This window comes from Brevundimonas vitisensis (assembly GCF_016656965.1).
Lineage (GTDB): Bacteria > Pseudomonadota > Alphaproteobacteria > Caulobacterales > Caulobacteraceae > Brevundimonas > Brevundimonas vitisensis.
The window spans coordinates 1,732,523-1,754,291 of the sequence record NZ_CP067977.1 but is presented as its reverse complement, the minus strand read 5'-3'; the positions used below and the strand labels follow the sequence as shown (position 1 = coordinate 1,754,291).

21 protein-coding genes are annotated in these 21,769 nt (G+C 67.1%); 15 read left to right on the top strand and 6 right to left on the bottom strand.

The features are described from left to right. The first annotated feature begins 13 nt into the window (after window positions 1-13). Window positions 14-712: a tRNA (guanosine(46)-N7)-methyltransferase TrmB gene (trmB, locus tag JIP62_RS08860; protein WP_201101841.1), complete on the top strand. Its 699-nt coding sequence runs from the start codon at window positions 14-16 to the stop codon at window positions 710-712. Here trmB and JIP62_RS08855 read toward each other — a convergent pair. After that, window positions 699-1,199: a biotin transporter BioY gene (locus tag JIP62_RS08855; protein ID WP_201101840.1), complete on the bottom strand. Its 501-nt coding sequence runs from the start codon at window positions 1,197-1,199 to the stop codon at window positions 699-701. The genes trmB and JIP62_RS08855 overlap by 14 nt on opposite strands. 199 nt (window positions 1,200-1,398) lie before the next feature. On the opposite strand from JIP62_RS08855, the gene rimP reads away from it, so the two are divergent. The 11 genes from rimP (at window position 1,399) to pnp (ending at window position 13,984) form a co-directional block, all read left to right on the top strand. Then, window positions 1,399-2,058 carry a ribosome maturation factor RimP gene (rimP, locus tag JIP62_RS08850; protein WP_201101839.1) on the top strand — a complete coding sequence of 220 codons (660 nt, stop codon included), beginning with the start codon at window positions 1,399-1,401 and terminating at the stop codon, window positions 2,056-2,058. Further along, entirely contained in the window at window positions 2,058-3,827 is a 1,770-nt protein-coding gene (gene nusA / locus JIP62_RS08845; protein WP_201101838.1) for a transcription termination factor NusA, read from the top strand. Before rimP ends, nusA begins: the two co-directional genes overlap by 1 nt. Before the next feature lie 18 nt (window positions 3,828-3,845). After that, window positions 3,846-4,541, top strand: a complete 696-nt coding sequence (locus tag JIP62_RS08840) for an RNA-binding protein (RefSeq protein ID WP_201101837.1) — start codon at window positions 3,846-3,848, stop codon at window positions 4,539-4,541. Window positions 4,542-4,637: 96 nt separating this feature from the next. After that, window positions 4,638-7,676, top strand: a complete 3,039-nt coding sequence (gene infB, locus JIP62_RS08835) for a translation initiation factor IF-2 (protein ID WP_201101836.1) — start codon at window positions 4,638-4,640, stop codon at window positions 7,674-7,676. A 118-nt stretch (window positions 7,677-7,794) separates the two neighbouring features. After that, on the top strand, window positions 7,795-8,310 hold the full coding sequence (locus JIP62_RS08830; RefSeq protein WP_201101835.1) for a hypothetical protein: 516 nt from the start codon (window positions 7,795-7,797) through the stop codon (window positions 8,308-8,310). A gap of 69 nt (window positions 8,311-8,379) precedes the next feature. Then, on the top strand, window positions 8,380-8,931 hold the full coding sequence (locus JIP62_RS08825; protein ID WP_201101834.1) for a hypothetical protein: 552 nt from the start codon (window positions 8,380-8,382) through the stop codon (window positions 8,929-8,931). Further along, window positions 8,928-9,650 carry a DUF2459 domain-containing protein gene (locus JIP62_RS08820; protein WP_201101833.1) on the top strand — a complete coding sequence of 241 codons (723 nt, stop codon included), beginning with the start codon at window positions 8,928-8,930 and terminating at the stop codon, window positions 9,648-9,650. Before JIP62_RS08825 ends, JIP62_RS08820 begins: the two co-directional genes overlap by 4 nt. Before the next feature lie 91 nt (window positions 9,651-9,741). After that, window positions 9,742-10,236 carry a 30S ribosome-binding factor RbfA gene (rbfA, locus tag JIP62_RS08815; protein WP_201101832.1) on the top strand — a complete coding sequence of 165 codons (495 nt, stop codon included), beginning with the start codon at window positions 9,742-9,744 and terminating at the stop codon, window positions 10,234-10,236. Then, complete coding sequence (gene truB / locus JIP62_RS08810) at window positions 10,236-11,165, top strand: tRNA pseudouridine(55) synthase TruB (RefSeq protein ID WP_201101831.1); 930 nt, start codon at window positions 10,236-10,238, stop codon at window positions 11,163-11,165. Before rbfA ends, truB begins: the two co-directional genes overlap by 1 nt. Before the next feature lie 15 nt (window positions 11,166-11,180). Then, a complete protein-coding gene (rpsO, locus tag JIP62_RS08805; RefSeq protein WP_201101830.1) occupies window positions 11,181-11,450 on the top strand; it encodes a 30S ribosomal protein S15 in 270 nt (89 codons plus the stop codon). Window positions 11,451-11,749: 299 nt separating this feature from the next. After that, complete coding sequence (pnp, locus tag JIP62_RS08800; RefSeq protein ID WP_201101829.1) at window positions 11,750-13,984, top strand: polyribonucleotide nucleotidyltransferase; 2,235 nt, start codon at window positions 11,750-11,752, stop codon at window positions 13,982-13,984. 50 nt (window positions 13,985-14,034) lie between these two features. Here the strand turns inward: pnp and JIP62_RS08795 are convergent, their stop codons facing one another. The 4 genes from JIP62_RS08795 to JIP62_RS08780 form a co-directional block, all read right to left on the bottom strand. Then, entirely contained in the window at window positions 14,035-14,658 is a 624-nt protein-coding gene (locus JIP62_RS08795) for a glutathione S-transferase family protein (RefSeq protein ID WP_201101828.1), read from the bottom strand. A gap of 65 nt (window positions 14,659-14,723) precedes the next feature. Beyond that, window positions 14,724-15,845: a tRNA epoxyqueuosine(34) reductase QueG gene (queG, locus tag JIP62_RS08790; protein ID WP_201101827.1), complete on the bottom strand. Its 1,122-nt coding sequence runs from the start codon at window positions 15,843-15,845 to the stop codon at window positions 14,724-14,726. Between the two features lie 25 nt (window positions 15,846-15,870). Then, window positions 15,871-16,554, bottom strand: a complete 684-nt coding sequence (gene fzlA / locus JIP62_RS08785) for an FtsZ-binding protein FzlA (RefSeq protein WP_201101826.1) — start codon at window positions 16,552-16,554, stop codon at window positions 15,871-15,873. Between the two features lie 59 nt (window positions 16,555-16,613). Continuing rightward, entirely contained in the window at window positions 16,614-17,621 is a 1,008-nt protein-coding gene (locus JIP62_RS08780; protein ID WP_201101825.1) for a cation diffusion facilitator family transporter, read from the bottom strand. A gap of 143 nt (window positions 17,622-17,764) precedes the next feature. Between JIP62_RS08780 and JIP62_RS08775 the strand changes: the two genes are divergently transcribed. Together JIP62_RS08775 and JIP62_RS08770 are read left to right on the top strand one after the other, a co-directional pair. Further along, complete coding sequence (locus tag JIP62_RS08775; protein ID WP_230974702.1) at window positions 17,765-18,940, top strand: citrate/2-methylcitrate synthase; 1,176 nt, start codon at window positions 17,765-17,767, stop codon at window positions 18,938-18,940. Between the two features lie 26 nt (window positions 18,941-18,966). Then, entirely contained in the window at window positions 18,967-19,767 is an 801-nt protein-coding gene (locus JIP62_RS08770) for an undecaprenyl-diphosphate phosphatase (RefSeq protein ID WP_201101823.1), read from the top strand. A gap of 16 nt (window positions 19,768-19,783) precedes the next feature. Here the strand turns inward: JIP62_RS08770 and JIP62_RS08765 are convergent, their stop codons facing one another. Then, window positions 19,784-20,764 carry a complex I NDUFA9 subunit family protein gene (locus JIP62_RS08765; RefSeq protein WP_201101822.1) on the bottom strand — a complete coding sequence of 327 codons (981 nt, stop codon included), beginning with the start codon at window positions 20,762-20,764 and terminating at the stop codon, window positions 19,784-19,786. A 210-nt stretch (window positions 20,765-20,974) separates the two neighbouring features. Here JIP62_RS08765 and phbB point away from each other — a divergent pair, with 210 nt between their 5' ends. Next, on the top strand, window positions 20,975-21,700 hold the full coding sequence (gene phbB / locus JIP62_RS08760) for an acetoacetyl-CoA reductase (RefSeq protein WP_201101821.1): 726 nt from the start codon (window positions 20,975-20,977) through the stop codon (window positions 21,698-21,700). The last annotated feature ends 69 nt before the right edge of the window (window positions 21,701-21,769 follow it).

Genomic DNA, 21,769 nt, shown 5'->3' with positions numbered 1-21,769 from the left:
GCTAAAGGCGGCCATGGTTTCCGATCCCGACGACGACATCGCCGCCCGCCCGCTGCGTTCTTTTGGCCGCATCAAGTCCCGCGCGATCAAGCCGCGCCAGGCTGCCCTGTTCGATACGCTGCTGCCCGGCATCGCCTTGCCGGATCCGAAGGCGGGGCCGATCGACCCCTCGTCCCTGATGCCGGAGGCCAGCGGTGTCTGGCTGGAGATCGGATTTGGTGGGGGTGAGCATCTGGCCGCCCAGGCCGCGCGCCACCCCACGACCGTGATGATCGGCTGCGAGCCCTTCCTGAACGGCGTCGCCTCGGCCTTGCGCCATGTCGAAGAGGGCGGGCTGAGCAATGTGCGCCTTCATGCCGATGACGCGCGCGATGTGATCGCAGCCCTGCCCGACGCCTCGCTGGACCGGGTGATGATCCTGTTCCCCGACCCCTGGCACAAGGCGCGGCACAACAAGCGCCGCTTGCTCAGCGATGCCGTCGCGATCGAGATCGCCCGCCTGCTGAAGCCCGGTGGAACCCTGCGGTTCGTGACCGACTGGGCCGACTATGCCGACTGGGCGCTGGAGCGGCTGGAGCGGACGCCGGGCCTGGTCCGGATCGGCAATGTCGAAGACTGGCACGCCGCGCCCGCCGATCACTTCGTCACCCGCTATGAGGAAAAGAAGCTGGGCGATACGGCCCCGATCTTTCTGGAGTTCAGGCGCGCCTGAATGGAGCCAACCGCCGAAGGCCCGCCGCAATCGCGACGACCGCGAGCGATTTGACGAGGGCACCGATCAGGAAGGGCAGGAAGCCCGCCTCCAGCGCCGGGGTCCAGCCGATCCGCGTCGCCAGCCAGCCGGTGCCCAGACCCAGAATCAGCAGATGCGCGGCCAGCATCAGCGCCACTGCGACGGCAGGCGGCACGGACTTCTGGCGATCGAAGACCGTTCCGACGAGGGCCGCCGCGACCGGAAAGCCGAGCAGATAGCCTGCGGTAGCTCCGGTAAACGGGGCCAGTCCGCCCGATCCGTCCGACAGAATGGGCAAACCTGCGGCCGCGAGCGCGAGATACAGAAGGACCGCTGCTGTGCCCCGCCATGACCCAAGGACCGCCGCGGCCAGCAGCACCGCCAGGGTCTGCAAGGTCATCGGCACCGGAACCATAGGCACGGTGACCTGGGCCGACAGGGCCATCAGGGCGGCGAAGACAGGCATCAAGAGCAGGGACGGAGGCGGGCGCATGGCGCTGACGACCACGGACAGCCCGGATGCGCAACTGTCGAAGAGGGGGCTGACAAAGCTTATTGGCCCGTCTATATCAGCTCTCACATCGTTAGACCGGCGTCCAACGGCGCCGATTGAAGCGGCGGCCCTGGATGGCCCGCCGCTTTTTTATTGCTCTGGACCGAACGCCTTGCGCGCCAAGACCGCTGAAGATCGCCACCTGCTGGAACTGATCGATCCCATCGCCGAGAGCCTGGGTCTGGCGGTGGTGCGCGTGCGTCTGATGGGCGGGACGCTGCGCCGCCGGCTGCAGATCATGGCCGAGCGGCCCAGCGACAATGACATCGCAGTCGAGGAATGCGCCCGGCTGAGCCGTGCCGTGTCCGAGGTGTTCGACGCCGCCGACCCGATCGCCGGCGAATATCTGCTGGAGGTGTCTTCGCCCGGCGTGGACCGCCCCCTGACGCGGCTGATCGACTTCGACCTGTTCGACGGGTTCGAGGCGCGCCTGGAAACCGACCGCATGATCGAGGGGCGCAAGCGCTTCAAGGGCGTGCTGGCCGGCGTTGACGGCGACAACATCGCCATCGATCTGGACGGTGAGGAAGACACCGCCCTAATCCCGTTCGAGTGGCTCGTCGATGCCAAGCTGGTGCTGACCGATGCCCTGCTGAACCGAGGCGCGGCCATCCGTGCAGCGCGCGGCGAGCCGGAGGATGTCGCGGACGACGCGCCGTCCTCGCCTGGAGCCGGAACCGGCCGGGGCGTGCCTCAGCCCAAGAAGACGTTCAAAAAGACCCCCAAACCCACTCCTTCCAAGACCAACAAGCCCAAGAGGGACCAAGCCTGATGGCCGTCACCGGAATTTCCGCCAATCGTCTCGAACTGCTGCAGATCGCCGATGCGGTCGCGCGCGAGAAGAACATCGACAAGGAAATCGTCGTCGAGGCGATCGAGGAGGCGATCCAGAAGGGTGCCAAGTCCCGTTACGGTGCCCACCACGACATCCGCGCCAAGATCGACATCAAGACCGGCGAACTGAGCCTGACCCGCCATGTCACCATCGTCGAGGACGACTGGCAGCCCGAAGACGAGCTGGAAGAGTTCAACGACAGCGCCATGGTGCGGCTGAGGGACGCCTCCAAGCGCGATCCCGAGGCGGTCGTCGGCAAGGAATATGTCGAGAACCTGCCGCCCTTCGAATTCGGCCGGGTGCAGACCCAGATGGCCCGCCAGGTCGTCATGGGCAAGGTTCGCGACGCCGAGCGCGCCAATCAGTACGAAGAGTTCAAGGACCGCGTCGGCGAGATCGTCAACGGCACGGTCAAGCGGGTCGAATACGGCAACACCATCGTCGACCTGGGCCGCGGCGAGGGCATCATGCGCCGCAACGACTCCATCCCGCGCGAGGTGTTCAACATCGGCGACCGGGTCCGCACCTACATCTATGACGTCCGGCCCGAGGCCAAGGGGCCGCAGGTCATGCTGTCGCGCGCCCACCCCGGCTTCATGGCCAAGCTGTTCGCCCAGGAAGTGCCCGAGGTTTATGACGGCGTGATCGAGATCCGCGCCGCCGCCCGCGACGCCGGCTCGCGCGCCAAGATGGCCGTGCTCTCGAACGACTCTTCGATCGATCCGGTCGGCGCCTGCGTCGGCATGCGCGGCTCGCGCGTCCAGGCCGTGGTGGCCGAGCTGCAGGGCGAGAAGATCGACATCATCCAGTGGAACCCGGACGAGCCGACCTTCATCGTCAACGCCCTGGCTCCGGCTGAGGTGTCCAAGGTCGTGCTGGACGAGGAGGCCGACCGCGTCGAGGTCGTTGTGCCTGACGAACAGCTGAGCCTGGCCATCGGCCGTCGCGGCCAGAATGTGCGCCTGGCCAGCCAGCTGACCGGCTGGCAGATCGACATCATCACCGAGAGCCAGGACTCTGAGCGTCGCCAGCGCGAGTTCAGCGAGCGGACCCAGCTGTTCCAGGAAGCTCTGGACGTCGACGAAGTCATCGCCCAGCTGCTGGTCACCGAAGGCTTCGCCACGGTCGAGGATTTGGCCTTCGTGGAAGCCTATGAAATCTCGGACATCGAAGGCTTCGATGAGGAGACGGCCGAGGAACTGCAGGCCCGCGCCCGCGACTTCCTGGACCGTCAGGCGGCCGCCCTGGACGCCAAGCGGGTCGAACTGGGCGTGCTGGACGAAGTCATGACGGTGCCCGGCGTGACCGGCGCGATCGCCGTGGCCCTGGGCGAGGGCGGTATCAAGACCGTCGAGGACCTGGCCGACCTGGCTACCGACGAAATCCGCGGCGGCTACGAGGTCCGGAACGGCGAGCGGGTCAAGGTGGCCGGTGTGCTGGAATCCTTCAGCCTCAGCCAGGAAGACGCCGAAATGCTGATCCTTCAGGCCCGTGTCGCGGCTGGCTGGATCGATGCCTCGGAACTGCCTCAGCCGCCCGAGCCGGCGTATGAGGAAGGCGAGGAGCTGGCCGAAGGCGAATATGACGCCGACGCCGTCTTCGCCGCCCCGGCTGCTGCCGGAGACGAGGGGCTGGAGCATGCGGAGCTGGACAACGGCGACGCGGAGGTCTTCGGCGAGGACCTCGAAAAATCGCGCGACGCGTGATGGAGCGCTGGACCGTCCATGGGATTGCGCGACGCGACGACTGATCGAGAACGCCGCGACCTGGTGTCCCACCAGGTCATGGACGAATCTCGCCTGATCCGTTTCGTCGCCGCCCCGGACGGCAGCGTCGCACCCGACCTCGGCCGCAAATTGCCGGGGCGGGGCCTTTGGGTCGCTGCCGACCGGGCCTCGGTCCAGGCGGCGGTCAAGAAGAACCTGTTCGCCCGCTCGGCTAAGGCCCCGCTCAAGCCGGCGGCCGATCTGGCCGAGCGGGTCGAAAGCCTGTTGTATCGCCGCTGTCTGGAGCAGCTGGGACTTGCCCGGCGCGAAGGCGTGCTTATCTCGGGGTTCGAGAAATCCGCGGCGGCCATCCGTGCGGGCCGCGCAGCCTGGCTGATCGAGGCCGCGGATGGGTCCGCGGACGGTCGCGGCAAGCTTTTCGGCCTGATCCGGCACGCCCGACCGACCCCGGAGATATGCGGCGCGTTCGGTGCTGACGATTTGAGTTTGGCCCTTGGGCTGGAAAATGCGATACACGCGGTTCTGCTCGCGGGTGGGCGGGCCGATCGCTGGACCATGGAGGTCAAGCGGCTGGCCGGATTTCGACCGCTGCGCCCACGGGATTGGCTTCTGGACGAACCAGAAGTTGGCCCCGAGAGCGGATCAGTTGAGGCCGCGGAACAGGCTGTTGGCGGGCGGGGTGCCGTCTCCTGAAAGGGAGGCGGGGCTGCGCACGTCCTTTTGTATTTGACGACGACGACTTTGGACTAAGACCGGGCGGACCTCTCCGCCCCCCAGTAAAGCGACCGGATGAGCGACGAGAACGACAAGACGAATGAAGGCCAGGGCACGAGCCAGGGCGGTCAGGGCCAAACCGGGCAGGGAACGGGAACGCCGTCCCAGACGGGACCGCGCGCGCCCCTCAGCCTGAAGCCGCGCCAGGCGGGATCGGTCTCGACCGGTACCGTGCGCCAGAGCTTCAGCCACGGCCGGACCAAGACGGTCGTGGTCGAAACCAAGCGCCGTATCGGCGCTGCGCCCGGCCATCAGCGCCCGCAGGGCTTCGACGTCGCCGCCCGTCGTCCCGAGCCTGCGCCCGGCTCTACGGCCCCGCGTCCGGCTCCGCGCGACATTGCCGCCGGCAACCTGTCCAGTTCCGAACAAGAGGCGCGCCGCCGCGCGATCGAACTGGCGACCCAGCAGCAGGCCGAGCGTGAACGCAAGGCTGCCGCCGAGCGCCTTCAGCGCGATCAGGCCGCCCGCGAGCAGGCTGCCGCAGCGGACCGTGCTGCCCAGGCTGCGCGCGACGAGGCCGCCGCCGCCCGTGCCGCGGCCGAAAAGGCCCGCGCCGAGGCAGAGAAGCTGGCGGCTTCGGGTGCCAAGCCCGCTGCCCCGGCGGCTCCCGCAGCCCCTGCGGCTCCTGCGGCTACGGCTCAGACGCCTGCGCCCGCTGCTTCTGCTCCCGAGCCGACGCCGGCCCCGGCCCCGCCTGCTCCGGCCCGTCCTGCACCTCCGGCCCGTCCGGTGGTCAATTTCGGCCAGCGTGTTCCCAAGCAGCCGAGCGCAAACCCCGGTCGTGCCCCCATCGATCGCCCCGCCTTCGGAGGCCGCTCGGCCCGCGAAGCGGCGCTCGGGGGTGGCGAACGCGCCTTCACGGCCCGTCCCGGTGCCGAACGCGCGTCGGGTGCCGCCACGCCGCGCCCGACCCAGACTGTCCGCTATTCGGCCCTGACGCCCAAGCCTGCTCCGAGCCCTGCTGCACGCGGTCCTCGCCCGGGACCTGGCGGCGCTGCGACCCCGCCGGGAGAGACCAATGTCGCCCGTCCGTCCCGCGCGCCCGGTGCCGGCTTCACCCGCCCGGCCAAGCCGGAGGATGATCGTGACCGCCGCTTCTCAGACGCGGGGCCCGGCAAGGCCGTCTCGCGTCAGCGCGGCGAGCCCAAGCGCCGCGAAGGCCGACTGACTATCCAGGCCGTGGCTGGTGGCGACGAGGATGCCGCCGAACGGATGCGCTCGCTGGCCTCGGTTCGCCGGGCCCGTGAACGCGAGAAGGAAAAGCGCAAGGGCGGAGCCACCGAGGCCCCGCGCACCGCGCGCGAAGTCGTCATCCCTGACGTCATCACGGTCCAGGAACTGTCCAACCGTATGGCTGTGCGGGGCGTCGACATCATCAAGTTCCTGATGCGTCAGGGTCTGATGATGAAGATCAACGACGTCATCGATTCCGACACGGCCGAACTGGTGGCGGACGAGTTCGGCATGACGGTTCGCCGCGTGTCCGAAAGCGACGTCGAAACCGGCTTCCTCGATGCTGCGGACGACGAAGGGGCGACCCAGCCCCGCGCGCCGGTCGTGGCGATCATGGGCCACGTCGATCACGGCAAGACCTCTCTGTTGGACGCGCTGCGCACCACCGATGTGGCGGCGGGCGAGGCCGGCGGCATCACCCAGCACATCGGGGCCTATCAGGTGCGCCTGGAAAGCGGCGATCGCGTCACCTTCCTGGACACGCCCGGCCACGCCGCCTTCAGCGCCATGCGTGCGCGTGGGGCGAATGTGACCGACATCGTGGTTCTGGTCGTGGCTGCCGACGACGGCGTCATGCCCCAGACGATCGAAGCCATTCAGCACGCCAAGTCGGCCAACGCCCCGATCATCGTGGCGGTGAACAAGATCGACAAGCCGGACGCCAATCCGCAGAAGGTCGTCAACGAACTGCTTCAGCACGAAATCATCGCTGAAAGCCTGGGTGGCGACACCCAGATCATCGAACTGTCGGCCAAGAACCGCACCAATCTGAACGGCCTCATCGACGCCATTCTGGTGCAGGCCGAGGTGATGGACCTGCGGGCCAATGCCGATCGCTCGGCCGAAGGCGTGGTCATCGAAGCCAAGCTGGACAAGGGACGCGGCCCGGTGGGCACGGTTCTCGTCAAGCGCGGCACCCTGAAGCGCGGCGATATCGTCGTGGCGGGTTCGGCATGGGGCAAGGTGCGCGCCCTGCTGAACGAGCGCGGCGAGCAGCTGACGGACGCCGGTCCCTCGGTGCCGGTCGAGATCCTGGGTCTGGACGAAGCGCCCGGACCTGGCGAGCCCTTCGCCGTGGTCGAGAACGAGGCCCGTGCCCGCGAACTGACCGAGTATCGTGACCGCGTGCGGCGCGAGAAGGCGACCGGCGGCATCAACCAGGTCTCCCTGGCCGACATGATGTCCAAGCTGGGCTCCAAGAAGATCTCGGAGCTGCCGGTCCTCATCAAGGCAGACGTGCAGGGCTCGGCCGAGGCCATCGTCGGCTCGCTGGAGAAGATGGGCAACGACGAGGTCCGCGCGCGGGTCATCATGTCCGGTGCCGGTGGTATCACCGAGAGCGACGTCAACCTGGCCAAGTCGGCCGGGGCCCCGATCATCGGTTTCAACGTCCGTGCCTCGAAACAGGCCCGTGACTTGGCCGACCGCGAGGGCGTGGAAATTCGCTACTATGCGATCATCTACGACCTCCTGGACGATCTGAAGGGTGTGCTTTCGGGCATGTTGGCGCCGATCCAGCGCGAAACCTTCCTGGGCAATGCCAAGGTCCTTCAGGTGTTCGACATCTCCAAGGTCGGCAAGATCGCCGGCTGCCGGGTGTCGGAAGGTGTGGTGCGCAAGGGCGCGCGCGTCCGGATCATCCGCGACGACGTCGTCGTTCTGGAACTGGGCACGCTCAACACGCTCAAGCGCTTCAAGGACGAGGTCAACGAGGTGCCCTCGGGCCAGGAATGCGGCATGCATTTCCAGGGCTTCCAGGACATCAAGGAAGGCGACTTCATCGAGTGCTTTACCGTCGAAGAGATCAAGCGGTCGCTCTAAGTCGAGGGCACTACCACTCGGCTCGCGGAGCCTCGCTGCTTGAGCGCAGGTTGAACTCTATGCGGCGGAAGCAGGCTTGGCCCCGCTTCCGCCGCAGTCGTTTCGGATGTCGTTGTTCATGACCCGCACCCTCGCCGTCTTCCTTGCCGCTCTCCTGACCGCCACGCCGGCCGTGGCCGAGACACGCCTGTGGGCCTATGACGCCGCCGACCGCGTGACCCAGGCCCTGACGCGCGGCGTGACCTTGCGGGTTCAGCGGGGACTGTTCGGCGCGGTCAGGGTCGAAACCCTGTTTTCCACCTCGGCACGCGGATCGGCAGAGATGCGCCGGGGTGGCCCCGACGGTGTCCGCCGGGCCCTGCCCGCCGGATCCACCGAAACCGCCGTCTATTCGATCGTCGCCCAGGGGGACGGGCGCGGCTTGTCGCGGGCGCTGTGTCCGGGCTCGGACGAGGCCTGGCTGGTGCTGGGCCGGGTCCGTCAGGGTCGGCCCGTGGTCATGCAGGCCGTGGGCCGATGGGCGGACGGCACATTCCGGCACTGCGTCCAGCTCAGCTATAGCTATCGCGGCGAATGGGCCGGGCCGCCGAACGGCCTGGGCGCGCCGGAGGAACCTTCCCTTTCCGAGCGATAGAATTCGCGCTGTCACAGGACGGCGTTACGATAGGGGCATGCCTGCTCCCCGCCGCCCGGTCTGTCCGTCATGAAGCGTGCCGCCGCCTTTCTGGGGACGTTGTGCCTTGTCCTGCTTCTGCTGGCCTTCGACGAGAGGGGCGCAGAGCGCGCCTATCATGTCGTCCGCGACGGTGTTGGCCGGGCAAAGGTCCTGCTGACGAGGGCGGAGGTGCCCCCGGCCCCCGCTTCGCGAGGGGTCGTGCTGATCGGCCGGTTCGAGCCGGTGGGCGACGCCGCCGAAACAATCGGGACGCTGGACCTGGTGGCTGCCGAGGTCCGCTTCGAGAAGGCCGGTGTGCTGAAGACTCAGCCCCATCGCATCGCCTATGGCCGTGAAGCCTTCGTCGCCCCGCTGGGTGCCGCACCCACCGATCAGGTGGAGTTGCGCCGGGTCGTGCCGGCCAAGGGTCAGAGCGCGGTGGCGGCCACGCCGGCCTGTTCGGATGAGGCTCCCGGCTGGATTGCCCTGCTGCCGCGGGGCCGTCAGATGGATGTGATGCTGTTCCGTCCCGGCCCGGCACCCGGTACGACCGACGCCGAAGGCACCCTGTGCGGGCACTATCGTTTCGAGGGACAATGAGCGGCCGCCGATCCTCCACCCTGCTGCTGCCTCTGTTGGCGGTCACAGCCCTGGCAGCCGTCGCGGCGACCTGGACCTGGGCGCGAGAGGGGGACCCGAGCCTCTATCCGGCGCGCCAGGGCGGGGTCACGGTCCATATTCTCGACAACGGCTTCCACACCGACCTCGCCGTCCCGCGGGCCGCCCTCCTGGCTCAGTCCGGGCCGCTTGCCGATGCCGTGGCCACCCTGCCGGCGGGTGACTGGATCCTGATCGGCTGGGGCGATGCCAAATTCTATGTCGAACAGACCCCGATTCAGCAGCGGTTGCCGGACGGGCTGCGCGCCTTTTTCCGGCCCGGCAATGCCTCGGTCGTCATGCTCGACCCGGCACAGCGGGATCCGGCGCTGCTGTCCGCCGAGGACGGCCGGGCGTCGCTGACACTGTCACCTGCGGGGTTCGCTGCCATGGCGCGCCGGATCGAGCAGTCGCTGGCGCTTACCGATGGCCGGGCTGTGGTCGTGACGGCCCGGCCCGGTGACGATGCGCGTTTCTTCGCCAGTCGCGAGCATTTCTGGATCGGATATCTGTGCAACAACTGGACGGCGCGTGTCCTGAACGCGGCGGGCTTGTCGATCCGGCCCATGCGGACGGTGACCTCGGGCGAGGTCATGGCGACGGTCACGCGCGCTGCGGGCCAAGAAAGCGTCCAACTGGACACGGCGACGCGGCGCGACTAGACCGCCCCTCCTGTCTGGCTGGCCTCTTTTAAGGTTCTGGCCTTGATTTCCGACCGGGTCCGATCCCCGGATGCGTGAAGGATCACCTCCCATGAGCAATCGCAAACCCAAATCCTCCAAAGGCAAGGGCGGGGCCGGCGAGGTCAGCCAGCGCCAGCTGCGTGCCGCGGAAATGATCCGCCATGCGCTGGTGGAGGTGATGCGCGAGAACGAGATTCACGACCCGGCCCTGACCGGTGTCTCGATCACGGTAAGCGAGGTGCGTCTGTCGCCTGACCTGAAACACGCCACCTGCTTCGTCGAACCCCTGGGCGCGGGCGTCGAAACCGCGCCGGTCGCGGGCCACGAGTCCGAGATCATCAAGGCGCTCAATACTCATGCCAAGTTCCTGCGCGGTGCGCTGGGGCGGCACATCGACATGCGCTTCACTCCCGATCTGCGCTTCCGCCACGACGAGAGCTTCGTCGCGGCCGAACGTCTGAACCGCCTGCTGGACGATCCCCGGGTGCGGGCTGATGTCGATGCGGCTCCGCTTGATGACGATCTGGACGATGGCGGGGCAACCGAACCCCAGGGCCGCGCCTAGTGGGACGGCGAAAATCGGGTGACGTCGTCAACGGCTGGGTCTGTCTGGACAAGCCGTTCGAGCTGGGATCGACCGATGCCGTGTCGCGTGTCCGGCGTCTGTTCAATGCCCAGAAGGCGGGACATGCGGGCACGCTGGACCCCCTGGCCAGCGGCATCCTGCCCATCGCCCTGGGCGAGGCGACCAAGACGGTGCCCTATCTGATGGAGGCGCAGAAGGTCTATCGCTTCACCATAAACTGGGGCGTCTCGACCGACAGTGTGGATCGCGAGGGGCAGATCGTTGCCAGATCCGACGTCCGGCCCTCGCCAGAGGCCGTTCGCGCAGCCCTTCCGAGCTTCGTAGGCGAGATCGATCAGACCCCGCCCCGGTTCAGCGCCATCAAGGTGGACGGACAACGGGCCTATGACCTGGCCCGTGAAGGGGCCGAGTTCGAACTGGCCAGCCGCCGCGTAACCATCCATGAGGCCGCCGTCACGGCCACACCCGATGCCGATCACGTCGAACTGACCATTCGCACCGGCAAGGGTGTCTATGTCCGCTCCCTTGCCCGCGATCTGGCGATCATGCTGGGCGCGGAGGGGCATGTTTCGGCCCTGCGGCGCGAGGCGGTCGGGCCGTTTTCGACGCAGAATGCCGTAACACTGGATATTCTCGCCGATCTGGTGCATAGGAACGCCGCCTTGGAAGGCTTGCTTCCCGTGGCGACCGCCCTGGACGACATCCCGGAGCTGGCCGTGACGGATCAAGACGCCTTCTCGCTTCGGCAGGGACGGCCGATCGTTCTGCTCCCCAGACAGGTCGAAACGCTCAAGGGTCGTCTTGCCGACGGCTCCAGAACCGTTTCGGTTTTTCAGGGTCAGACGCTCGTCGCTCTCGGTCAGTTGCGGGCCGGACGGCTAGAACCCGACCGCATTTTCAATCTCTGATACTGGAGAACCACGATGTCGATTACTGCTGAACGCAAGCAGGAAGTCATCACTGAGAACGCCCGTTCCGCGGGCGACACCGGCTCGGCCGAGGTTCAGGTCGCGATCCTGTCGGAACGCATCGCCAACCTGACCGAGCACTTCAAGACCCACAAGAAGGACAACCATTCGCGTCGCGGTCTGCTCAAGATGGTTTCGCAGCGCCGTCGCCTTCTGGACCACCTCAACAAGGTCGATCGCGAGCGGTACACTGCACTGATCACCAAGCTGGGCCTGCGTCGCTAAGCGCTGTCCAGGACTAGGATTCCGAGGCGCGGGCCATGTCCGCGCCTCTTTCCATACCTAACGACCACCGGTGCGCCGCCGGACGTACGGCGCAGGACCCGAGCGGCAAAGCGTCAGCAAAGCTGCAAAGCCGGTTCACACTATCGAAGACGCGAGGGCCACAGCGGTCCTCTTTTACTCCCGAACCGATCGCCATGGGGCGGCCGGTTCATGGATCGAAGGACTGAACGCCCGACGCATCCGCCCCCACTGATGGGACCCCGCCGGGAATACGCCCGCCGGGATACGAAAGACGAAATATGTTCGACATCAAACGCAAGACGATCGAATGGGCCGGACGCCCGCTGACACTGGAGACGGGCCGCATTGCCCGCCAGGCCGACGGTGCCGTGCTGGCGACCTATGGCGAGACCGTGGTCCTGGCCACTGTCGTTTACGGCCGTGCGCCCAAGCCGGGTCTGGATTTCTTCCCCCTGACCGTCAACTACCAAGAAAAGACCTTTGCCGCCGGCAAGATCCCGGGCGGTTACTTCAAGCGTGAAGGCCGTCCGACCGAAAAGGAAACCCTGGTTTCCCGCCTGATCGACCGCCCGATCCGCCCCCTGTTCGTCAAGGGCTTCAAGAACGAGACCCAGGTGGTCGTCACCGTGCTGCAGCACGATCTGGAGAACGACCCCGACGTCCTGGCCATGGTCGCCACCTCGGCGGCCCTGACGATCTCGGGCGTGCCCTTCATGGGCCCGATCGCGGCCGCCCGCGTCGGCTACATCAACAATGAGCTGGTGCTGAACCCGACCATCGACCAGTTGACCGAGTCCGACCTGGATCTGGTCGTCGCCGGCACCGCCGACGCCCTGATGATGGTGGAATCCGAAGCCAAGGAACTGTCGGAACAGACCTTCCTCGACGCCCTGATGTTCGCCCACAAGGGCATGCAGCCGGTCATCGACGCCATCATCGAACTGGCCGAGCACGCCGCCAAGGAGCCGTTCGACTTCCAGGCCGAGGACCACTCCGACGTCGTCACCGCGATCCAGAACCTGGTCGGCGAGGACATCAAGGCCGCCTACACCCACACGGCCAAGCATGACCGCCACAACGCCGTCGGCGCCGCCAAGAAGAAGGCCGCCGAAGCCCTGGTGAAGACCGACGAGAATCCGGACGGCGTCGAGCCGGCCAAGTTCTCGACCGCCTTCAAGGAATGCGAAGCCCACGTCCTGCGTCGCGACATCATCGACAACGGCCACCGTGTCGATGGCCGCGCTCTGGACAAGGTCCGCGACATCGTTTCGGAAGTCGGCATCTTCCCGCGCACCCACGGCTCGGCCCTGTTCACCCGCGGCGAAACCCAGGCGATCGTCGTCGCCACCCTGGGCACCGGCGAGGACGAGCAGTACATCGACGCCCTGACCGGGACGTACAAAGAGAAGTTCCTGCTGCACTACAACTTCCCTCCCTATTCGGTCGGCGAGACCGGACGGATGGGCGGTGCTGGTCGCCGGGAAATCGGTCACGGCAAGCTGGCCTGGCGGGCGATCCGCCCGATGCTGCCTTCGAACGAGGACTTCCCCTACACGATCCGTCTGGTGTCGGAGATCACCGAGTCCAACGGCTCGTCCTCCATGGCCACGGTCTGCGGTTCGTCGCTGGCGCTGATGGATGCGGGCGTGCCGCTGAAGAAGCCCGTGTCGGGCATCGCCATGGGCCTGATCCTGGAGCCGTCGGGTGAGTTCGCTATCCTGTCGGACATCCTGGGTGACGAAGACCACCTGGGCGACATGGACTTCAAGGTCGCCGGCACCCGTGACGGCATCACCAGCCTTCAGATGGACATCAAGGTCGCCGGTATCACCGAAGAGATCATGAAGAAGGCCATCGCCCAGGCGTCGGCCGGTCGCCTGCACATCCTGGACGAGATGGACAAGGCCATCGACGGCGCCCGGACCGAGCTGGGCGAGTTCGCGCCCAAGATCGAGTCCATCAAGGTTCCGGTCGACAAGATCCGCGAAGTGATCGGCACCGGCGGCAAGGTGATCCGCGAGATCGTCGAAAAGACCGGCGCCAAGATCAACATCGAGGACGACGGCACGGTCAAGATCGCCGCTTCGGAGCAGGAAAAGATCGACGCCGCCAAGACCTGGATCCAGTCCATCGTGTCCGAGCCCGAGCCCGGCATGATCTATTCCGGCAAGGTCGTGAAGGTCGTCGACTTCGGCGCCTTCGTGAACTTCTTCGGGGCCAAGGACGGCTTGGTCCACGTCAGCCAGATCGCTCTGGAACGCGTCGCCAACCCGGCCGACGTCCTGAGCGAGGGCCAGGAGGTCAAGGTCAAGTTCCTGGGCATGGACGATCGCGGCAAGACCAAGCTGTCGATGAAGGTCGTCGATCAGACCACGGGTGAAGACCTGACGGACAAGATCAACGCCGAACGGGCCGAACGCGGCGAGCCGCCTCTGGCCGAGGATACCGGTGGCGGTGGCCGTCCCAAGCGGGACGGCGAGCGTGGCGGCGACCGTGGTCGCAGCCGTCGCTGATCCAGCGATCGAATGAAACGGGCCCCGCTGGAAACAGCGGGGCCTTTTTCTTAGGCTGCGGAAATCAGCGCATCATCCAGGGCACGCGCACGGACCGCAGCCTCGCGCGCGGTGATCCGGGCGGCATAGGGGGCAAAGGCCGGGCGTTCGGGGATGGATTTGAACTGCAGCCCCCAGGCGATCTGACTGCCGACATAGACATCGGCGGCGCTGAACCTCTCGCCAAGGATATAGGGGCCGCCGCTCACGGCGGTCTCCAGGGTATCGATCACGGTGTCGAAGGTGCCGTAACCGACCATGCCCGCCTTGTCGGCAGGGGCAAGCAGACCCAGCGATCTGGCCGTGACCGCAGCCTCGACCGGCCCCGCGGCAAAGAACATCCAGCGCAGATAGGGCCCGCGCATCGGGTCATCCAGCGCCGGCGCCAGGCCCGCCTGAGGGAAGGCGTCGGCCAGATAGGCACAGATCGCCGCGCATTCGCTGACGGTCACTTCGCCATGGGTGATCGTCGGCACCTTGCCCATGGGGTTCAGCGCCAGATAGTCGGGGGCCTTCATCGTGGTGCCATAGTCCAGGACGACGGCCCGATACGGTTGGCCGACTTCCTCCAGCATCCACCGGACGATCCGGCCTCGCGACATCGGATTGGTATAGAAGACGATCTCTTCGGCCACGGCTATCTCCCTCCAGTTGTGACGGGAACATAGCAAGAACGCGGGTCTGCGGAAAGCCCGGGATATCAGGGGGCCGTTCCGTCCCATTCCGCCAACACACCAGGATCGGTTTCGTGATTCATCGCCTCGTTGCGCCAAGCGAGGAACCGGGCGGTATCGGCCAGGCGCGACAGGGCCCAGACGGCCGCGCCCCGGACCAAGGCTGACTCGTCGCCGAGCCGGGCCTGTGCCGCAGCGATCAGGTTCGGATCGGCGCTGTTTCCGATCGCATAAAGGACGTTCCGCACGAACCGGTCCCGGCCGATCCGCTTGACGGGGTTTTTGGCGAAAAGAGTGCGAAAGGCGGCGTCATCCAGGGCAGCCAGGTCCGAAAGCCGCGGCGAAACGAGAGCGGCGCGGGCCATCAATCGTCCCTCGCGGGCCGTGCTGGCGAATTTGTTCCAGGGGCAGACGGCCAGACAGTCGTCGCAGCCATAGATCCGGCTGCCGGTCGCGGTGCGGAACTCGACCGGCCATGGGCCAGCGAACTCTATGGTCAGGTAGGACAGGCAGCGCCGCGCATCCAGCTGATAGGGGGCCGGAAAGGCATTGGTGGGACAGGCGGTCAGACAGGCGGTGCAGGAGCCGCAATGGTCGATCTCGGCGGCGTCGACCTCCAGCTCTGCCGCGGTCAGGATGACGCCCAGGAACAGCCAGTTGCCGTGGCGGCGCGACAGCAGATTGGTGTGCTTGCCCTGCCAGCCCAGGCCGGCCCGCTGGGCCAGCGGCTTCTCCATCAGGGGGGCGGTGTCGACGAAGACCTTGACGTCCTGCCCCGTCAAGGCGGCGACCTGGCCGGCCAGGGTCTTCAGGCGGCCCTTGATGACCTCGTGATAGTCGTCGCCCCGCGCATAGACCGACAGATAGCCTGCACCCACGTCAGCCATCTGCGGCAGGGGATCGGTCTCGGGGCCATAGTTCATGCCCAGGACAATCGCCGTCCTGGCTCCATCCCACATGGCCGTGGGGTGGGCGCGGCGGGCCAGGGTGGTTTCCATCCAGCCCATCTCCCCGTGACGCCCGGCCTGGACGAAATGGGCCAGCCGCTCTCCGGCATTCCACGGCTCGGCCGCCGAGGCGAACTGGCAGGCGTCAAAGCCCAGGGCCAGGGCGCGTTCGCGAATGGAGGGACGGGGATCGACGGCCATGGCAGGCGGTCTGGACGCGATCGGCTCAGAAATCCAGATCGGCGTACCAGGCTACGGCCGCCACGCCCGGAAAGCGGTCCGCCAGCAGGGGCCGGAAACAGGGCCGGGACTTGATCTTCATGTACCAGGTCTTCAGCGACGGCCAGGACGCCCACGGCACCTCGCCGAAATAGTCCAGGATCGACAGATGGGCAGCCGCCACCAGGTCCGCTTGACTGAGACGACGCCCCGCCAGCCAGTCGCGTGCGGCGGCCAGAGACTCCAGAAGAGCCAGGTGCGCCTTCAGGGCCTCGCGTCCCTCGCGCAGGGCCCGGGCCTCGGGTGGTCCCAGTCGCAGAAGCGGCTTTTCCATCCGCTCATGCAGCAGGACAGCGTCGACTTCGTCGGTGAAGCGTCGCTCGAACCAGGCCACCAGGCGGCGGGCCTCTGCGCGTTCGGCGGCATCGCCCGGCAACAGGACGGCGTCCTTGGTCCGGTCCTCGATCCAGCCCAGGATCGACGCGATCTCGCACAAGGTCAGGGCACGGCCCTGATGGGTTGTCTGCAGCACGGGAGGCATGCCCGACGGGTTCAGGTCACGCACCGGGCAGTCCGCTTCCCAGGGCCGGACCGCAGTCTCGGTCCATTCGATCCGGGCTTCGCCCAGCGCCAGGCGCGCGGCACGCGACGCGGGGTCGAAGGCAAAATGATACAGCAGCGTCTCGGCCATGGCGCAGTCCTGCACCCCAGGCCGTTAATCCGGCGTTTACCGCGCGGCCCAGGGTTCGTTCAGGACCAGGGACCCTTGGAGGGCGTCGCCGACGGGCTGGGCGGTACCGCCGAGGATCCGGTGGCCGGAGCGTTGTCCGGGGCCGCTGTGTGGGTTTCGGCCCGGCCGCGCGGGTCCGGGTGAATAATGATGTCGGCTCCCGGCCGAACGGCCAGAACGCGGCGTTCGGCCTCCACCACGATGTCGTGGGCCTGGATCAGGGTCAGGCTGGGTTCCAGATCTACATGCATCTGGACCATCAGGATCGGCCCGGCCCGGCGGGTTCGCAACTGATGAACGCCGGATATGCGGGGATCGGCCAGAACGGCGGTGGTGACGGCAATCCGGTCTTCGTCCGGCGCGGCGCGATCCAGCAGTTGCTGGGCTGCGACCCGCAGCATGCCTGCCGCCCCCCAGAACAGCCAGACCGCCACGACCAGACCGGCCGCCGCGTCCAGGCCGGGCGCGTTCAGGAAGGCTCCCGATGCGACGCCGATCAGCGCGACCAGATTGGCCGCCATGTCCGCCGCATAGTGGGCGCGGTCGCCCGCCACGGCGATGGACCCGCTGGCCTTGACGGCACGGGTCTGCATCCACACCAGCCAGCCGGTCAGGGCCATGGAGATCAGCATGACGCCCACGCTCCAGCTGCCGGCGGTGACCGGGCGCGGGTCCAGTATGCGGTTCACTGCGGCCCAGCCGATGAACAGGGCCGAGGCGAACACCAGTCCGGCCTGGACGAGAGCGGCCAGAGCCTCCGCCTTTCCATGGCCATAGCGATGCGCCTCGTCGGGCGGGGCGGCGGCCCAGCGCACGGCATAGAAGGTGGCCAGGGACGCGATCAGGTCCAGCCCGGAATCCGCCAGGGTGGCCAGGATCGATACCGAGCCGGAAGCCCCCAGCGCAAAGGCCTTGAGGGCGATCAGGACGACGGCCACTCCGACCGACAGGCCGGTCACCCGGCGCACGGTCAGCTGGGCGTCGATCCGTGCCTGATCTGTATTGCCCGAGGAGGAGGGAGCGGTCATTCCGCCTTGTCGCCGAAAGCGACACCCTTGCCAATGCCAGGCTGCAAAACGCGGTTCGATGCGTTAACCTTAGCTTTATGGTCATCAAACCGCCGCATGGTCCGCGGGTAGATCACACCGACATTCAATCGATGGGACGGGACATGGACGCCGAAGGGCGCTGGATCGGACGAGGCGAGGCGCTGTCGCGCCTGGGCGTCAAGCCCCAGACCCTCTACGCCTATGTCAGCCGGGGCCGGATTGCGGCCCGGCCCGATCCCACCGACCCCCGGCGCAGCCTGTATGCCGTCGATGACATCGCCCGAATGGCCTCTGGACAGGGCTCCGCAGCGGGGGGCGACAGCCTGGTCCTGGTGCCGGCTCAGGGCGCAGCGGCCAGGGGCGAGGCGAGCATTCTGTCGTCGGTGTCCGTGGTGGCCGGCGGGCGACTGTTCTATCGGGGACTGGACGCCGCCCAGCTGTCTCAGAACGCGACGGTCGAAGAGGTCGCGCGCCGCCTCTGGCATCTGCGGGAAGCCAATCCCTTTCCGGGGCTTAAGCCACGGGTGGATGCGGTAACCGGGGGCTCGGCCCGCGCGCGCCTGTATGCGGCCCTCGGCCGGCGGGCCCAGGAAGACGCCGTGTCGACCAGCCGGGCGGCGGATGAGCTTCGCCACGAGGCCGCATCAGTCCTGAACGAAGCGGTGGATGCGGTCGCCGGTCCCGGCCCCCGCCTGCATTTCCATCAGCGTCTCGCTCGCGGCTGGAAGGTGCTGGAGCGCGACGCCCATCTGATCCGCCGGGCCCTGGTTCTGTCTGCCGATCACGAACTGGACGCCGCCGTGCTGGCAAGCCGGGCGGCAGCCAGCGGCGGCGCACCGATGGCGGGTGCCGCCCTGGCCGGGATCACCACCGTGGCCGGGTCTCGACTGGCGATGGAGGTGGGCTCGGTCTCGGCCTGGCTGTTCGAGGCGCGGCGCGACCCTGCCGCGGCCGTGCGTCGCCGCTTCGAGGCCGAGGGCAGGGTCCCCGGCTTCGGTTCAGCCGACTGGCCCGAAGGAGACCCCCGCGCAGCGGCGCTGCTGGGTGCTACCGACCTGCCGACTGATCTGGCGACGGTGCTGCATCAGGGGCGGGACGTCAGCGGTCACGAACCCGATCTGGCCATGGCCCTGGCCCTGGTGGCCCGCCGCCTGGATCTGCCCCGCGAGGGGGCGTCGGACCTGCTGATGATCGGGCGGCTGACCGGTCTTCTGGCCCATGCTCTGGATCAGGCCATCGATGGCTCGCCTATCCGGGCCCGGCTGCGCTATGTGGGTCCTGAACCTGGCGCGAACTGATCGGCCGGGCAGCGATCGGGGATTTCATGGCGGACTGGCTGGCGGCGATCATACTGGGCCTTGTCGAGGGGCTGACCGAGTTCATCCCTGTCTCCTCGACCGGTCACCTGCTCTTGACCAAACAGGCCCTCGGCCTGGGCGACGAGCCTTGGGACACCTTTATCGTCATGATCCAGCTGGGAGCCATCCTGGCGGTGGTGGCCCTCTATTTCCAAAGGCTGTGGAAGGTCCTTCTGGGCCTGCCCGGCAAGGATCCGGCCGCCCGGCGCTTCGCCATCTCGGTGCTGCTGGCCTTCATCCCTTCCGCGATCGTGGGCCTGCTGTTCCACGGCTTCATCAAGGATGTGCTGTTCAACACCACAATCGTCTGCATCACCCTGATCATCGGCGGTTTTGCCCTGATCGCTCTGGAGCGTTGGGCCCCGGTGCCGCGTGAGTATGATGCGATGAAATTCTCTTGGAAGACGGCGCTGGGCGTCGGCCTGTTTCAGTGCCTGTCGATCGTGCCCGGCGTGTCGCGCAGTGGGGCGACCATCGTCGGCGGTCTGCTGCTGGGTGTCGACAAGCGTGCAGCGGCCGAGTTCTCGTTCTTCCTGGCCATTCCGACCATGGTTGCGGCCTTCAGCCTGGACTTCTGGGAGAGCCGCGAACTGATCACCGGCGACGTCATGGGCCTGATCGCCATCGGCTTTGTGGTGTCCTTCGTCAGCGGCCTGTTCGTCGTGCGGGCCCTGGTGGACTTCGTCGGGCGCTACGGCTTTGCCCCCTTCGCCTTCTGGCGCATCGTCGTGGGCACAGTCGGCCTGCTGGGTATGTGGCTGTACTAGGAGGCCGGCCGGCTCGCTAGGCTGTGAGCGAGACCGGCTTTTCGGCGAACTGGCCGCCACGGCGATAGCGCCACAGGTAGGACGGAGCGATGGCTTCGATCCCGGTGGGCTGGATGTCCAGGGCGGCCAGCCCCTCTGCGCCCAGGGCGACGACATTGTCGGTTTGCAGCATGACCACCTGATCCTGCGTCAGGACCGGGGGGATGCCGATGACCGCCGTCAGCTGGGCCAGAGACCCGATCGCGCGTGCGGCGAAGAAGGGCAGGGGCAGCAACAGGCGCTGGCGATGAGTCTCGCGCAGAATCAGCTGCAGGACTTCTTCGAAGGTCATTACGGCCGGGCCGCCCAGTTCAAAGGTGCGACCGGCAGCGTCGCGCCGGATCACCGCGCGGGCGACCGCCTCGGCGACGTCACCGACATAGACGGGCTGGAATTTCGTCTGCCCGCCACCGATCAGGGGCAGGGCCGGCGCAAACGAGGCCATTTCGGCAAACCGGTTCAGAAAGCCGTCGCCGGCGCCGAACACGATCGAGGGGCGCAGGATCACGGCGTCGGGACGCACGGCGCGGACGGCCGCCTCGGCCTGACCCTTGGTGCGGCCATACAGACCGGCCGCTTCGGTATCGGCTCCGATCGCGGACATCTGAACAAGGCGCGTCACCCCGGCATCGGCGCAGGCCTGGGCCACGGTGCGGGCCCCCTCGACATGCAGGGCCTGGAATTTGCGCGACGGCGTCTCGAACAGGATGCCAACCAGATTGACGGCAGCATCGGCGCCGACGAGGGCGGCAGCGACCTGGTCCTTGTCCGTGACGTCGCAACGGATCGGCTGAATCTGGCCGACATCGCCCAGGGGGCGCAGATCGAAGGCCAGGCTCGGGCGGCGCACGGCCACCCTCACCCGCCAGCCCCGACGGGCCAGTGCGCGGACCACCTGGGTGCCGACGAAACCGGACCCTCCGAAGACGGTGACCAGACCGGGCGAAATCTCAGCCATTGCGGGCTCCAACGGGACGAGGCGACGTCAGGCTGCGCGACGACGCAGCCCTCACGGGCGGGATAGACGATGCGCTTGACCCTCGCAATGCGGTCAGCCCTGGCAGGCTGTCGCCCCTTGTGTCTTCTCGGGCGACGGCTTGCCCGCTAGAACGTCTTTCGGACAGGTCGTGCGCTCAGAGATGCGGTCGTCAGGGACAAGGAAACGCATATGGCTAGAACCGCATTCGTCACCGGCGGCACTCGCGGCATCGGCAGGGCCATTGTGCAGCGTCTCAAGGAAGACGGCATGCAGGTGGCAGCCGGATACTCCGGCAATGTCGAGGCGGCGGAAGCCACAGCGCGCGAACTGGGCGTCATGGTGGTGAAGGGCAATGTCGCCTCCTATGACGACTGTGCCCGTGCGGTGGCCGAGGTCGAGGCGCAGCTGGGCCCCATCGACGTTCTGATCAACAACGCCGGCATCACCCGCGACGGCTTCTTTCACAAGATGAGCGCCGATCAATGGTCGGACGTCATCCGCGTCAACATGGACAGCGTCTTCAACATGACCCGCCAGGTCATCAACGGGATGCGTGATCGGGGCTTTGGCCGGATCGTCAACATCTCCTCGATCAACGGCCAGAAGGGCCAGGTGGGCCAAACCAACTATTCTGCCGCCAAGGCCGGAATGATCGGCTTCACCAAGGCCCTCGCCCTGGAGAATGCGCGCAAGGGCGTCACCGTCAACTGTATCGCGCCGGGCTATATCGACACCGAAATGGTCGGTGCCATGGATGAAAAGGTCCTGGCCAGCATCGTTGCCCAGATCCCGGTCGGCCGCCTAGGCAAGGGCGAAGAGATCGCCGACATGACCGCCTGGCTGTGTGGCGAGCGTGCTGGATATGTCACAGGTTGCACCCTGTCGCTGAACGGCGGTCAGTATCTGGTCGGCTGAGCCATCCTTGCCCAAAATCCGCCGAGGTGGACGCGCAACGCTGACACCATGAATTCGACGGTCAGGGTC

What these genes read in the sequence shown, in the direction of transcription:
- queG (WP_201101827.1), bottom strand. Translation starts at nt 15,845, where the DNA reads ATGGCCGTCGATCCCCGTCCCTCCATTCGCGAACGCGCCCTGGCCCTG.
- phbB (WP_201101821.1), top strand. Translation starts at nt 20,975, where the DNA reads ATGGCTAGAACCGCATTCGTCACCGGCGGCACTCGCGGCATCGGCAGG.
- rbfA (WP_201101832.1), top strand. Translation starts at nt 9,742, where the DNA reads ATGAGCAATCGCAAACCCAAATCCTCCAAAGGCAAGGGCGGGGCCGGC.
- JIP62_RS08765 (WP_201101822.1), bottom strand. Translation starts at nt 20,764, where the DNA reads ATGGCTGAGATTTCGCCCGGTCTGGTCACCGTCTTCGGAGGGTCCGGT.
- trmB (WP_201101841.1), top strand. Translation starts at nt 14, where the DNA reads ATGGTTTCCGATCCCGACGACGACATCGCCGCCCGCCCGCTGCGTTCT.
- pnp (WP_201101829.1), top strand. Translation starts at nt 11,750, where the DNA reads ATGTTCGACATCAAACGCAAGACGATCGAATGGGCCGGACGCCCGCTG.
- JIP62_RS08830 (WP_201101835.1), top strand. Translation starts at nt 7,795, where the DNA reads ATGACCCGCACCCTCGCCGTCTTCCTTGCCGCTCTCCTGACCGCCACG.
- JIP62_RS08840 (WP_201101837.1), top strand. Translation starts at nt 3,846, where the DNA reads ATGGGATTGCGCGACGCGACGACTGATCGAGAACGCCGCGACCTGGTG.
- rpsO (WP_201101830.1), top strand. Translation starts at nt 11,181, where the DNA reads ATGTCGATTACTGCTGAACGCAAGCAGGAAGTCATCACTGAGAACGCC.
- JIP62_RS08825 (WP_201101834.1), top strand. Translation starts at nt 8,380, where the DNA reads ATGAAGCGTGCCGCCGCCTTTCTGGGGACGTTGTGCCTTGTCCTGCTT.
- JIP62_RS08770 (WP_201101823.1), top strand. Translation starts at nt 18,967, where the DNA reads ATGGCGGACTGGCTGGCGGCGATCATACTGGGCCTTGTCGAGGGGCTG.
- JIP62_RS08780 (WP_201101825.1), bottom strand. Translation starts at nt 17,621, where the DNA reads ATGACCGCTCCCTCCTCCTCGGGCAATACAGATCAGGCACGGATCGAC.
- infB (WP_201101836.1), top strand. Translation starts at nt 4,638, where the DNA reads ATGAGCGACGAGAACGACAAGACGAATGAAGGCCAGGGCACGAGCCAG.
- JIP62_RS08775 (WP_230974702.1), top strand. Translation starts at nt 17,765, where the DNA reads ATGGACGCCGAAGGGCGCTGGATCGGACGAGGCGAGGCGCTGTCGCGC.
- JIP62_RS08855 (WP_201101840.1), bottom strand. Translation starts at nt 1,199, where the DNA reads ATGCCTGTCTTCGCCGCCCTGATGGCCCTGTCGGCCCAGGTCACCGTG.
- JIP62_RS08820 (WP_201101833.1), top strand. Translation starts at nt 8,928, where the DNA reads ATGAGCGGCCGCCGATCCTCCACCCTGCTGCTGCCTCTGTTGGCGGTC.
- nusA (WP_201101838.1), top strand. Translation starts at nt 2,058, where the DNA reads ATGGCCGTCACCGGAATTTCCGCCAATCGTCTCGAACTGCTGCAGATC.
- fzlA (WP_201101826.1), bottom strand. Translation starts at nt 16,554, where the DNA reads ATGGCCGAGACGCTGCTGTATCATTTTGCCTTCGACCCCGCGTCGCGT.